Raw genomic sequence first — 12,095 nt, forward strand, 5'->3', positions numbered from 1 at the left:
GAGATCAGTTGGCGGTTGCGATCCGGCTGAAGGCGGCCCGGTAGGCGCTCGGTGTGAGGCCGACGCGGCGCTGGATGTACTGGCGCAGCGAGTCCGCCGTGCCGAGCCCGCCGGCACGGGCGACCTGGTCCCTTCGGAGGGCTTTCGGAGGGCCGACGGTACTCACCCCGTGCCCCGGCGGTACTGGCCCGGCGCCATCCCGTACTCCCGCTTGAAGGCCTTGGCGAAGGCGAACTCCGAGGTGTAGCCCGCATGGTGGGCCACCGTACGCAGCGGTGCATCGTGCTTGCGCAGCAGCCGGCCCGCGGTGGTCATCCGCCACCACGTCAGATACGCGAGCGGCGGCTGGCCGACGAGCGCGGTGAACCGGCGGGCGAAGGCGGCGCGGGACAGACCCGCCGCGGCGCCCAGTTCCCCAACCGTCCAGGGGTGTGCGGGGTCTGCATGGATGGCGTGCAGCGCGGCAGTGATCGCCGGGTCGCCCATGGCACCTGCCCAGCCCGTCGGCTCGTCGGCCCGCTCCTGGAGCCACCAGGCGCGCAGCAGATAGAGCAGCAGCGTGTCGAGGAGCGCAGGCACGATGGCGTCGGATCCCGGCTGTGGACCGGCGAGTTCGGCGGCGAGCAGCTCGACGGCTGCGTGCAGCGAGGGATGTGCGCCGGCCCCAGCAGGGAGATGGACCACATCGGGCAGTTCGGTGAGGAGCGGATGGGCCCGTGTCTTGCTCAACTGGTAGGCACCGCACAGCAGAAGAGTCTCGGGACCGGCGTCCGGCCGCGGGTCCGGGTTCGGATTCGGATTCGGTACGGGCGGCCAGGATCCGTCCGGTTCGAGCTCGACATCCTCGACCGGCGAACCGGGGTGGTCGACGAGGGAGTGACGGTATCCATGGGCCAGAAAGACCACGTCGCCGGCGCCGAGCCGGACCGGCTCGGCGTCGTCCCGGGGCAGCAGCCAGGCCGAGCCCTTGAGCACCACATGAAATCCGGCGCCCTCGGTGGACGGGAAACGGCCGCCCCAGGGCGCGTGCTTGCGCGTCCGCGACGAGTGGGGCCGGCCTGTGCGCATGGCGGCGATCGCGTCACTCAGTACGTCCACGATCGAACCGTACATCGGTGCAACGGATCAGCGGCAAGACGAACGGACATGAACGGGATGCTCTGGGACATGGAGCGTCTCGCCGCGGCTCTCTACGGTCGTTCTCATGACAACTTCCACATTGACCAAGGCAGTTCTTTTCCATGAGACCGGCGGTCCCGAAGTACTGAAGATCGAGGACATCGAGCTGCGCGAGCCCGGCCCGGGCGAAGTCCGCTTCCGTGTCGAGGCGATCGGCCTCAACCGGGCCGAGGCCCTCTTCCGGGCCGGCACGTACTACTACCCGGCGACGCTGCCCGGCTCGCGGCTCGGCTACGAGGCGGCCGGTGTCGTCGAGGCCGTCGGCGAGGGCGTGAGCGAGTTCGCACCCGGTGACCCGGTGATGGCGGCGGCCAACTTCGATTTCGGTGTCCACGGCGTGTACGGCGAGCGGGTGGTCCTGCCCGTGGAGTCGGTGATCAGCAGGCCCGACGGCGTGGACGCGGTGACGTCCGCCGCCGTGTGGGTGACGTACTCCACCGCCCATGGCGGCATGGTGGAGACCGGCGGGCTGCGGCCCGGCGACCATGTCGTGATCACCGGTGCGTCCAGCGGAGTCGGTACGGCCGCGATCCAGACCGCGGCCCGGATCGGCGCCATCCCGATCGCCACCACCCGTACCGCTGCCAAGAAGCAGCAACTGCTCGACCTCGGAGCGGCCCATGTGATCACCACGGACCACGAGGACCTGGTGAAGGAGGTCAAGGGGATCACCGGTGGGCGCGGGGCCGAGCTGGCCTTCGACGCGATCGGCGGACCGGGCTTCCGGACGCTGGGCGACGCGGTCACGCCCGGCGGTACCGCGGTGCTCTACGGCTGGCTGGATCCGCGTCCCATCGAGCTGTCGAGGAACTGGCCGCTCACGGTGCACACGTATGCCAACCTCGTGACCGCCAGGACCGAAGCAGGCCGACGCCGGGCGGCGGCCTTCATCGGGTCCGGTCTGCGCGACGGGTCGTTCACTCCGGCCATCGCAGAGGCCTTCGACGGTCTCGGGCAGATCGTGGACGCCCACCGGCTGATGGAGTCGAACGCCCACACCGGCAAGATCGTGGTACGGGTCTGATCACGATCCGTCGCGCAGCCCCTCGGGCCAGCCCTCGCGGAACTCGATCCGGTCGAAGGTCACCACACAGCCCTCGCCCACCGGGGACTGCGCCAGGAAGCCGACGAGCGCGGCCCCGGCCTGCTCCTCCGTCCCGAGGGCGAAGATCCGCACGAAGGTCCAGTACTCGCCGTCCGTCGAGGCGTGGAAGGCGAAGGCCTTGCCGGTGCGGCTGATCCGCAGCCATGCGCTGTCGCCCGCCACCTCGAAGGAGTTGGCGTCGTCGGAGTGGCCGCGGGTGACGACCGTGCAGATGGTGGGCTTGTCCGGGGAGAGTTCCAGGCAGAGCTTGGCCCACTCCCGCTCGCCGACGTGCAGATAGAGCACGCCGGCGTCGAAGGCCGCGGCGAAGCCGACGGTGACCCGTGCGATGAGCTGGAAGTCGCCCTCCGGCGCACCGAGCAGGCGGGGCGCGTCGGAGACGGGCTCCAGCGCCTCGCCCGCGGGCGGTACGAAGCGGTCCTGCCTGGCTCCCGCCCAGCCGGTCAGCACCCCTTTCTCGTACGACCAGTTGGCATCGGGGCCGTAGGAGCGCAGCGGGAAGGGGAGCTCGGGCAGGTCGATCGGCTCGGTCACCGGCTCAGCTTCGCGGAGTTTCGAGGCGGCCGTCCACCCGACGCGGCAGCCCCAGTGGGTTTTCGTCGCGCAGCTCGGGCGGGAGCAGCGCCTCGGGCGTCGTCTGGTACGTGACCGGGCGCAGCCAGCGCTCGATCGCGGTGGCCCCGACCGAGGTGGAGCCGGAGGTGGAGGCCGGGTAGGGGCCGCCGTGGTGCTGGGCGGGGGCGACGGCGACACCGGTCGGCCAGCCGTCGACCAGGACGCGGCCCGCGAGCGGGGTGAGTTCGGCGAGCAGCTCCGCGCCCCGGCCCTCGCCCGCGGCCTCTGACTCGGAGAGGTGCAGGGTGGCCGTGAGGTTGCCGGGCAGTCTGCCGAGGACCTCGGTGATCTCGGCCTCGGACTCGTACCGCGCGACGACCGTGACCGGGCCGAAGCACTCCTCGAGCAGCAGGTCGTGCGGCCCTTCGGCGGCCAGCAGCCGGGCCGGTACGGAGAGGAAGCCGGCGCTCACGGTGTGATCACCGCCCGCGCCGGGCGTGATCGGGGCCTCCACCTCCGGGAGTTCGGCCCGTTCGCGTACGCCCTCGACGAAGGCGCCGCGCATCCGGTGGTCGAGCATCACGCCGGGCTCGGTCTCACTGACCGCCGCCGTCAGCGACTTGAGCAGCCGGTCGCCCGCGTCGCCGGCGGGAGCGAGCACAAAGCCGGGCTTGGTGCAGAACTGGCCCCCGCCCAGCGTCATCGAGCCCGCGAGCCCGGCGCCGAGCTGCTCGGCCCGCTCTCCGGCGGCCGCCTCGGTGATCACAACGGGGTTGAGGGAGCCGAGCTCGCCGTGGAAGGGGATGGGGGTGGGCCTGGCGGCCGCGGCGTCGAAGAGCGCGCGCCCGCCGCGTACGGACCCGGTGAAGCCGGCGCCCGCGACCAGCGGGTGCCTGACCAGCTCGATGCCCGCCTCGAAGCCGTGGACGAGGATCACGACGTCCTCGGGCAGGCCGACCTGGTGGGCGGCCCTGCGCAGCACGGAGGCGCACAGTTCGGAGGTGCCGGGGTGGTCGGGGTGGGCCTTGACGACGACCGGGCAGCCGGCCGCGAGCGCGCTCGCGGTGTCTCCGCCGGGTACGGAGAAGGCGAGCGGGAAGTTGCTGGCGGCGTAGACGGCGACGACGCCCAGCGGGATCTTGAAGCGGCGCAGATCGGGCCATGGCGGCGTACGGCTGCCGTCCGCGTGGTCGATGTGGATGTCGAGGAAGGCGCCCTCGTCGACGACCTCGGCGAAGGCCCGCAACTGAGCGGTGGTGCGGGCGAGTTCACCGGTCAGGCGGGTGGGGCCGAGCGCGGTCTCCGCGTCGGCGGCCTCGATGACATGTTCACCGGCCTCGTCGAGCAGGTCGGCGGCGGTGCGCAGCAGCCGCGCGCGTACACTCCGGTCGGCGAGTGCGGGGCGGGCGGCGTGTGCGGCGCGGACCGCGCGGTCGATCTCCTCAGTGGTTGACTCGACCGCAACCTGCTCACGCGGCTTCCCGGTTCGGGGGTCGACACTCCAGACTGGTGCTGCTGCCACCGCGGCTTCCTTCCCGGTCTTCTGCCATCCCTCAGGATTTGTTCGGTATTCTGAACAGTGTTCCCGATGGTGAATATATGGGGACTCTATTTCCGGGCGTTCTGCGCGGTCAAGAAGGGGCGAAGAGCAATGTCAACTGCGGATTCCGGCGGAGCACAGGTCAAGTCCGCGGTGCGGACGGTCGAATTGCTCGAGTACTTCGCCGGGCGCCCCGGCATGCACTCCCTCGCCGCGGTCCAGGAGGCCGTCGGCTACCCCAAGTCCAGCCTCTACATGCTGCTGCGCACCCTGGTCGAGCTTGGCTGGGTGGAGACGGACGCGACGGGCACTCGGTACGGCATCGGCGTGCGCGCCCTGCTGGTGGGCACCTCCTACATCGACGGCGACGAGGTGGTCGCGGCCGCCCGCCCCACCCTGGACCGGCTCTCCGACGACACCACCGAGACCATTCACCTCGCCCGGCTCGACGGCACCAACGTCGTCTATCTCGCCACCCGGCAGTCGCAGCACTATCTGCGCCCCTTCACCCGCGTCGGCCGCCGGCTGCCCGCGCACTCCACCTCGCTGGGAAAGGCGCTGCTCGCCACCCACAGCGACGAGCAGGTGCGCAAGATGCTGCCGGAAACCTTGGCATCGCTGACCGAGCACACCATCACCGACCGGGAGAAGCTCATCGAAGAGCTGCACCTCGTCCGCGAGCAGGGCTACGCCGTGGACCGCGAGGAGAACACCCTCGGACTGCGCTGCTTCGGCATCGCCATCCCGTACCGCACCCCGGCGCGGGACGCCATCAGCTGCTCGGTGCCGGTGGCCCGGCTGACCCCCGCACATGAGCAGATGATCAAGGACGCGCTCTTCGACGCGCGCGACCGGCTGACGCTGGCGACCCGGAGGCTCTGAATGTCCCCATTGTCCCCGCGCGTCACGCTGCGCAAGGTGACCGACAGCGATCTGCCGGTCTTCTTCCGGCACATGAGCGACCCCGAGTCGAACCTGATGGCCGCCTTCACCAGCAAGGACCCCACCGACCGGGCCGCTTTCGACGCCCACTGGGCGCGGATCCTGGTCTCCGACGCCGTCATACGGACCGTTCTCGCCGACGATGTGGTCGTCGGCCACACCGCGGTGTACGGACCGCCCGAGGAGCGCGAGGTCACGTACTTCATCGACCGCGCGTACTGGGGCCGCGGCGTGGCCACCGCCGCGCTGCGCGCGCTGATCGAACTCGTACCCCAGCGTCCGCTGCACGCCCGCGCCGCAGCCGACAACGCGGGCTCGATCCGGGTCCTTCAGAAGTGCGGATTCACCGTGACCGGCGAGGACCGGGGTTACGCGCATGCCCGCGGCGCCGAGACCGACGAGGTGCTCCTCACCCTGGCGGGCTGACCCTCTCCGCCGCACGGCGGAGAGGGATCGTCGCAGCGCAGGAGGTGCGGGGCTCCCGGAACCGGGAGCGTAAGCGGCATGAGCCCGCACAGTGTTCCCCGGTCCCGCCCCTTCCCGAAGGCGGGGGCAGGCCCCCGCACCCCCGAGCGCCGGCTTCGCGGCGCACCCGAGCGGCACAGCCCCGCACGCCGACTGCTGCGGGCGCTGACCATCGCCTCCTGCGTCCCGTATCTCTCGCTCAAGATCGCCTGGATCGCGGGCAGCAGGATCGGCATCCCCGACGGCAGTGTGCTGCTTGAGCACCGCGGTCTGATGGCCGCGGCCAACAGCGTCACCGTCCTGATGGACGGCGCGGTCATCGTCCTGGCGCTGCTGCTCACCCAGGCATGGGGCCGCCGCGTCCCCGCCTGGCTCCTCGCCACGCCCATCTGGATCGCGGGCGGTCTGCTCGCCCCGATCATGGTCGGCTTCCCGGTCCAGCTGCTGACCCACGCCGTCACCGGAGCCCGGTCCCAGCCGGCCGGGGACGAACCCTTCCTCGACGAGTGGGTCTTCGGGGTCGTCTACACGGGCTTCATCGTCCAGGGCCTGGCCCTTGGAACTCTCTTCGTGCTGTACGCCCGGGAGCGCTGGAGCCATGTGTGGCGGGGCCGGATCTGGGACCTGCCCGGGGCCGCCACCGGGCGGACGCTGAAGGTGACCGCCGTGGCCGCCGCCGTGCTCGCTCTCTTCCCCGCCACGATGCGCCTGCTGTGGGCCTGCGGCGCGACGACCGGCCTCTCCGCGACGCGGATCGAGCAGCGTACGGCCGACTTCTACGTACTCGAAGGGATCAGCGCCCTGTTCGTGGCCGTCGCCGTGGCCGGAGCGCTGCTGCTCGCCTTCCGCCGGGGCCCCGCACTGCAGCTGAAGGTTCCGCTGGCCATGGCCTGGCTGGGCTCGGGCGCGGTGGGCTGCTGGGGCATCTGGTTGCTGATCGCCGCGGTGCTGCCGGGAGGCGAAGAAGGCGAGCGGGCATCGGGGTTGATGGCTCTGACCTACGCTGTGGGCATGATCGTCGGTCTGCTCGTCGTCACCGGGACCGCCTCGTTCCTGCGGCGGCGCGGCGCGTGAAAAGAGTGCTGGGGGAGTTCGGCCGGGCGCTGTTCGGGACGCGGGCCAGGTTGCGCTGGCTCCATCTGATCCTGGGCGGCGCCCTGTTGATGCCGTACTGGCTGGTGGGCACGGTGATCGTCGGCCCGCTCGTCGGTGCCAAGGACATGTTCTCCGACTCCCTCGCCCTCCAGTTCGGCGCGTACGGCATCGCGCTGCCGATAGCCGCGGTGACCGCGCTGTTGTTCCCGCTCACCAGACCGCTGGCGGTCGCCCTGGCGAAGGCCCTGTGCGGGGTGCACGCCGAGCGGTTCGCGGAGGGGCCGGCGCGCTCGCGGGCCGCGCGGCTGCGGACCTCGGGCTGGTTCACGCTGCATGTGGGGATCGGCGCGCTGATCAGCGGTGCCACGCTCGCGCTGCCGCCGTTCGCCGTGACGTTGATCCTGCTGCCGCTCTCCGGAGGGCTCAGGGACTGGGTTATGGTCCCCGACTACCTCGACCACGCCTGGGCACTGGCCCTGTGCCCGTTCGCCGGGATCGCCATGCTGACCGCGCTCGCCGCCTGCGCGGCGGCGGCCGGGGCGCTGCTGGCCCGCCAGGCGCCGGTGCTCCTCGGCCCCACACCCGCGGACCGGCTGGAGGCCGCCGAACGCCGGGCCACCGAACTCGCCGAGCGCAACCGCCTGGCCCGCGAGCTGCACGACTCGGTGGGCCACGCCCTCAGCGCCGTCACCCTGCAGGCGGGCGCGGCCCGCAAGGTCCTGGACGGCGATCCGGAGTTCGTACGGGAAGCACTGGCCGCGATCGAGGAGACCACGCGGCGCACGGTGGGCGAACTCGACTCCGTACTGGGCCTGTTGCGTCAGGACGAGGACGGAGCGGCCCGGCTCACCGGGCCGACCCTCAAGACCCTGGACGGTCTGATCGCCCGCAGCGGTGTGCCCGTCTCGCTCACGGCCGACGGCGACCTGGCCGCCGTCCCTGCGCTCGTCTCGTGCGAGGCGTACCGCATCGTCCAGGAGGGGCTGAGCAACGCCCTGCGCCACGCCGGGGCGTCCCCGGTGTCCCTGTGGATCGCCCTGCGCGGCGAGGAGTTGGAGATCACGATGGAGAATCCGCTGCCCGACAGGGCCCCGGTCATCCGCCCGGGAGGCGGCCGTGGTGTGCGCGGTATCGCCGAGCGGGCCGCGCTGCTCGGCGGACGCGCGCAGGCCGGCCCGCAGGACGCGGTGTGGCGGCTCTCGGCCCGCCTCCCGCTGGCGGGCCGGCGATGAGCGCGATCCGGGTGGTCCTCGCCGACGACGAGCGGATGGTCCGTACGGCACTGCGCGTCATCCTCGACGCCGAACCCGATCTTGAGGTGATCGGCGAGGCGTCGACCGGCGCGGAGGCGGTGTCGGTGGTGCGTGCGCTGCGCCCCGATGTGGTCCTGATGGATGTGCGGATGCCGGAGATCGACGGCATCCGGGCCACCGAGCAGATCCTGGCCACGCTCGACGGGCCGCCGCGGATCGTGGTCGTGACGACCTTCGAGAACGACTCGTATGTGTACGACGCACTGCGCGCCGGAGCCGCGGGCTTTCTGCTCAAGCGCGCCGCGGCGGAGGAGCTCGTCCAGGCGGTCCGTCTGGTGGCCCGCAGCGACTCGCTGCTCTTCCCGGCCGCCGTGCGTTCACTGGCCGCCGAGTACGGCCGCAGCCGGCCCGCGGCTCCCCCGCCGTGGGCGGCGCGGCTGACCGAGCGCGAGGCCGAAGTGCTGCGGCTGATGGCGACGGGCCTGACCAATGCGGAGATCGCCGGGCGGATGGGCGTAGGACCTGCGACGGCGAAGACCCATGTGGCGTCGGTCCTGGCGAAGACGGGGACCCGGGACCGTACGCAGGCGGTGATCGCGGCGTACGAGTCGGGCTTCATCTCGCCTCGCTGAGGCCCGTCCGCCGGCCGCTCCGGATGAAGAATTCCTGAGAAACCGGGCAGGCAGGGAACGTCGTCCTCCGCCTCGTTCGTCCCTTCTGCGGGATGAACAAGACGATCAGAAATGCTGCGGTCTTCAGCCTGCTGCTGGTGCTCGCCCTACTACTGCGGGCGACCTGGGTCCAGGCGTACGAAGGCAGAGCGCTGGCGGACGACGACCACAACCGACGGAAGATCATCGCGCAGTACGCGCAGCCGCTCGGCGACATCATCGTGGCCGGGTCACCGGTCAACGGCTCGAAGAGGACAGCGAGTAGTGATCTCGCGTACAAGCGCACCTACACCGACGGCTCGCTCTACTCGGCCGTCACGGGCTACAGCTCGCAGGCGTACGGAGCCACGCAGCTCGAAGGCATCTACAGCGAGGTCCTCGACGGGACCGACAGCCGGCTGAAGAACCCGGTCGACGCGCTCACCGGGAAGCAGCAGAAGCCCGGCGATGTGGTGACGACCATCGACCCGGCGGTGCAGAAGGCCGGCTACCGGGCGCTCGGCGACACAAAGGGCGCGGCCGTCGCCATCGACCCGAAGACCGGGAAGATCCTGGGAATGGTCAGCACACCCTCCTACGACCCGTCGAAGATCAGCGGGACGACGGACGGCGACGTCTGGCAGAAGCTGCTCGCGGACCAGGACAAGCCGCTGGTCAACCGGGCACTGCGGCAGCCGCTGCCGCCCGGCTCGACGTTCAAACTGGTGGTCGCGGCGGCGGCGCTGGAAGACGGTCTCTACGGCTCGGCCGACGAGAGGACCAAGAGCCCGAATCCCTACACACTGCCCGGCACGCGCACGGTCCTGAAGAACGAGAACACCGCCGCGCCCTGCGAGAACGCCTCCATCCGCACGGCACTGCAGTACTCCTGCAACAACGTCTTCGGGAAGATGGCCGCCGATCTGGGGCAGGACAAGGTCAGGTCGATGGCGCAGAAGTTCGGCTTCAACGACACGACGCAGGACGTGCCGGTGCGGGCCTCGGCGAGTCTGTATCCGACGGGCATGGACAAGGCGCAGACGGCGCTGTCGGGCATCGGCCAGTTCGATGTGACCGCGACGCCGCTGCAGATGGCGACGGTCTCCGCGGCAATCTCCAACGACGGTGTGCTGGAGTCGCCGCACATGGTCTCGAAGGTCGTCGACGCGGACAGCAACACGCTGCAGTCCTTCGAGGACGAGAAGTCGCAGCGGATCGTCTCCTCCTCGACCGCCGAACAGCTGCGCAGCGCGATGGTGACGGTCGTGAACGACGGCACCGGGACCAACGCCAAGGTCGACGGGGCCGAGGTGGGCGGCAAGACGGGCACCGCGCAGCACGGCGAGAACAACAGCAAGACGCCGTACGCCTGGTTCACCTCGTACGCGAAGGACTCGTCCACCGGTAAGGAGGTCGCGGTCGCCGTGATGGTCGAGGATTCGGGCGCGGCCCGCTCGGAGGTCAGCGGCAACGGTCTGGCCGCGCCGATCGCGCAGAAGATGATGGCGGCGGCCCTGAAGTGAGGGTCGGGGACCCTCACTTCAGGGCGGGCCCTCGCTCGGGGTGGGCCCTCGCTCGGGGTGGGGCTGCCGTCACTCCAGGGCGGAAGCTGCTTGCCGTCGGGGCGAGGCTACTTGGCGCCGAGCAGCTGCTCGACCGGGTCGATCGCGAAGTAGACGGCGAACAGCGCCGCCGTGCCCCACAGCAGCCAGTGCACCTCGCGCGCCCTGCCCAGCACCGCCTTGATGACGACGTAGGCGAGGAAACCGGCGCCGATGCCGTTGGTGATGGAGTACGTGAACGGCATGACCGCGATCGTCAGGAAGGCCGGGATGGCGATGTCGTACCGCTCCCAGTCGATGTGCCGCACCTGCGCCATCAGCAGGAAGCCGACGGCGACGAGCGCGGGCGCCGCGGCCTGTGCCGGGACGACGGTGGCGAGCGGGGTGAGGAAGAGCGCGAGGCCGAACAGCGCGCCGGTGACCACGGAGGCGAGGCCGGTGCGGGCGCCCTCGCCGACACCGGCCGCGGATTCGATGTACGAGGTGTTGGAGGAGGCGGAGGCCGCGCCGCCCGCGACAGCCGCCACGCCGTCGATCAGCAGTACCCGGCCGAGGTTCGGGACCTTGCCGTTCTCGTCGAGGAGACCCGCCTCGTTGGAGACACCGACGACGGTGCCCATGGTGTCGAAGAAGTCGCTCAGGATCAGTGTGAAGACCAGCAGGACAAGGGTGACGACGCCGATCTGCTCGAAGGCGCCGAAGGGGCTGAAGTCGCCGACGAGCCCGAAGTCGGGGGCGGAAACGATGTCGTCGGGCACGGCCGGCACGGTCAGGCCCCAGGCGAGCGGCTCGATGTCGGCGATCTCGTTGATGACGATCGCGAGGAGCGTCGTCGCGACGATGGAGATGAGGATGGCGCCCTTCACCTTGCGGGCCATCAGCGCGACGGTGAGCAGCACGCCGAGGCAGAAGACCAGGACGGGCCAGCCGGAGAGGTGACCGCTCGCGCCGAGCTGGACGGGTACGGAGCCGGTGTCGCCGGGGATGCGGGTGGCGAAGCCCGCGTCGATGAAGCCGATGAAGGCGATGAAGAGGCCGATGCCGACGCTGATGGCCTGCTTGAGCGACGGCGGGATGGCGTGCATGACTGCTTCGCGCAGCCCGGTGACGACCAGGACGCAGATGAGAATGCCTTCGAGGAAGACCAGGCCCATCGCGTCGGGCCAGCTCATCAGGGGCGCGATCTGGAAGGCGACGACCGCGTTGAGCCCGAGTCCGGCGGCGATGGCGAGCGGCAGATTGCCGCCGAGGCCCATGATCGCGGTCATCACGGCGGCCACCAGGGCAGTGACGGTGGCCAGTTGGGGACCGGAGAGATGGGCGCCGAACTTGTCCTCGGCACTGCCCAGGATGATCGGGTTGAGAACGAGAATGTAGGCCATCGTGAAGAACGTGGCGAAGCCGCCGCGTATCTCTCGCCCGAAGGTCGAACCTCGTGCGCTGATCTGGAAGTAGCGGTCGACCTGTGCGGACATGGCTCTCCTCGGGGTATCAATCCGGCCTGCGGGTAGCTGGATTGTGCCCACGGGAGGAGCGTTTCAGGTTATGCGCGTGTTACGTCATATCCGCCCGGCGCTTGATCGTCGCGACGCGGCGCCCAGCATAGGTCAACTGCCCTGTCCGGTAAGGCGTCCTCAGCCGAAGGGGCCGGCGGTTGCACTGACGCTGCTGGGGCTCCGCCCCGGACCCCGCGCCTCAATCGCCGGCGGGGCTTGATTTTTCGTTCAAGCCCGTCCGGCGATCGAGGAC

12 protein-coding genes are annotated in these 12,095 nt (G+C 70.6%); 7 read left to right on the top strand and 5 right to left on the bottom strand.

The window, feature by feature from the left end; translation table 11 throughout:
- Window positions 1–4: 4 nt before the first annotated feature.
- Entirely contained in the window at window positions 5–166 is a 162-nt protein-coding gene (locus OG735_RS10170; protein WP_442812404.1) for a hypothetical protein, read from the bottom strand.
- Window positions 163–1,098, bottom strand: coding sequence for an AraC family transcriptional regulator (locus OG735_RS10175; protein ID WP_327322810.1), 936 nt, complete (start codon window positions 1,096–1,098; stop codon window positions 163–165). Before OG735_RS10175 ends, OG735_RS10170 begins: the two co-directional genes overlap by 4 nt.
- Before the next feature lie 106 nt (window positions 1,099–1,204).
- Between OG735_RS10175 and OG735_RS10180 the strand changes: the two genes are divergently transcribed.
- Window positions 1,205–2,203, top strand: a complete 999-nt coding sequence (locus OG735_RS10180; protein WP_327322811.1) for a zinc-dependent alcohol dehydrogenase family protein — start codon at window positions 1,205–1,207, stop codon at window positions 2,201–2,203.
- Here OG735_RS10180 and OG735_RS10185 read toward each other — a convergent pair whose 3' ends face one another.
- Together OG735_RS10185 and OG735_RS10190 are read right to left on the bottom strand one after the other, a co-directional pair.
- A complete protein-coding gene (locus OG735_RS10185) occupies window positions 2,204–2,818 on the bottom strand; it encodes a DUF1349 domain-containing protein (RefSeq protein WP_327322812.1) in 615 nt (204 codons plus the stop codon). It abuts the gene before it with no gap.
- A 4-nt stretch (window positions 2,819–2,822) separates the two neighbouring features.
- On the bottom strand, window positions 2,823–4,361 hold the full coding sequence (locus tag OG735_RS10190; protein ID WP_327322813.1) for an aldehyde dehydrogenase (NADP(+)): 1,539 nt from the start codon (window positions 4,359–4,361) through the stop codon (window positions 2,823–2,825).
- 129 nt (window positions 4,362–4,490) lie between these two features.
- On the opposite strand from OG735_RS10190, the gene OG735_RS10195 reads away from it, so the two are divergent.
- From OG735_RS10195 to OG735_RS10220, 6 genes are all read left to right on the top strand, one after another.
- On the top strand, window positions 4,491–5,261 hold the full coding sequence (locus OG735_RS10195) for an IclR family transcriptional regulator (RefSeq protein ID WP_327322814.1): 771 nt from the start codon (window positions 4,491–4,493) through the stop codon (window positions 5,259–5,261).
- Window positions 5,262–5,747 (top strand): GNAT family N-acetyltransferase, encoded by a 486-nt coding sequence (locus OG735_RS10200; RefSeq protein WP_327322815.1) that lies wholly within the window; start codon window positions 5,262–5,264, stop codon window positions 5,745–5,747.
- A 78-nt stretch (window positions 5,748–5,825) separates the two neighbouring features.
- Window positions 5,826–6,860: a hypothetical protein gene (locus tag OG735_RS10205; protein WP_327322816.1), complete on the top strand. Its 1,035-nt coding sequence runs from the start codon at window positions 5,826–5,828 to the stop codon at window positions 6,858–6,860.
- On the top strand, window positions 6,857–8,113 hold the full coding sequence (locus OG735_RS10210; RefSeq protein ID WP_327322817.1) for a sensor histidine kinase: 1,257 nt from the start codon (window positions 6,857–6,859) through the stop codon (window positions 8,111–8,113). The genes OG735_RS10205 and OG735_RS10210 overlap by 4 nt, the downstream gene beginning before the upstream one ends.
- A complete protein-coding gene (locus OG735_RS10215; protein ID WP_327322818.1) occupies window positions 8,110–8,766 on the top strand; it encodes a response regulator transcription factor in 657 nt (218 codons plus the stop codon). The genes OG735_RS10210 and OG735_RS10215 overlap by 4 nt, the downstream gene beginning before the upstream one ends.
- Before the next feature lie 92 nt (window positions 8,767–8,858).
- Window positions 8,859–10,307, top strand: coding sequence for a peptidoglycan D,D-transpeptidase FtsI family protein (locus tag OG735_RS10220; RefSeq protein WP_327322819.1), 1,449 nt, complete (start codon window positions 8,859–8,861; stop codon window positions 10,305–10,307).
- Between the two features lie 107 nt (window positions 10,308–10,414).
- Here OG735_RS10220 and OG735_RS10225 read toward each other — a convergent pair whose 3' ends face one another.
- Window positions 10,415–11,821 carry an NCS2 family permease gene (locus OG735_RS10225; protein WP_327322820.1) on the bottom strand — a complete coding sequence of 469 codons (1,407 nt, stop codon included), beginning with the start codon at window positions 11,819–11,821 and terminating at the stop codon, window positions 10,415–10,417.
- Window positions 11,822–12,095: the final 274 nt, after the last annotated feature.

The organism is Streptomyces sp. NBC_01210 (assembly GCF_036010325.1).
Classification (GTDB): domain Bacteria; phylum Actinomycetota; class Actinomycetes; order Streptomycetales; family Streptomycetaceae; genus Streptomyces.

Bases quoted from the DNA above. Each gene is read 5' to 3' on its own strand.
- OG735_RS10180 (WP_327322811.1), top strand. From the start codon at position 1,205: ATGACAACTTCCACATTGACCAAGGCAGTTCTTTTCCATGAGACCGGC.
- OG735_RS10195 (WP_327322814.1), top strand. From the start codon at position 4,491: ATGTCAACTGCGGATTCCGGCGGAGCACAGGTCAAGTCCGCGGTGCGG.
- OG735_RS10200 (WP_327322815.1), top strand. From the start codon at position 5,262: ATGTCCCCATTGTCCCCGCGCGTCACGCTGCGCAAGGTGACCGACAGC.
- OG735_RS10205 (WP_327322816.1), top strand. From the start codon at position 5,826: ATGAGCCCGCACAGTGTTCCCCGGTCCCGCCCCTTCCCGAAGGCGGGG.
- OG735_RS10215 (WP_327322818.1), top strand. From the start codon at position 8,110: ATGAGCGCGATCCGGGTGGTCCTCGCCGACGACGAGCGGATGGTCCGT.
- OG735_RS10220 (WP_327322819.1), top strand. From the start codon at position 8,859: ATGAACAAGACGATCAGAAATGCTGCGGTCTTCAGCCTGCTGCTGGTG.
- OG735_RS10225 (WP_327322820.1), bottom strand. From the start codon at position 11,821: ATGTCCGCACAGGTCGACCGCTACTTCCAGATCAGCGCACGAGGTTCG.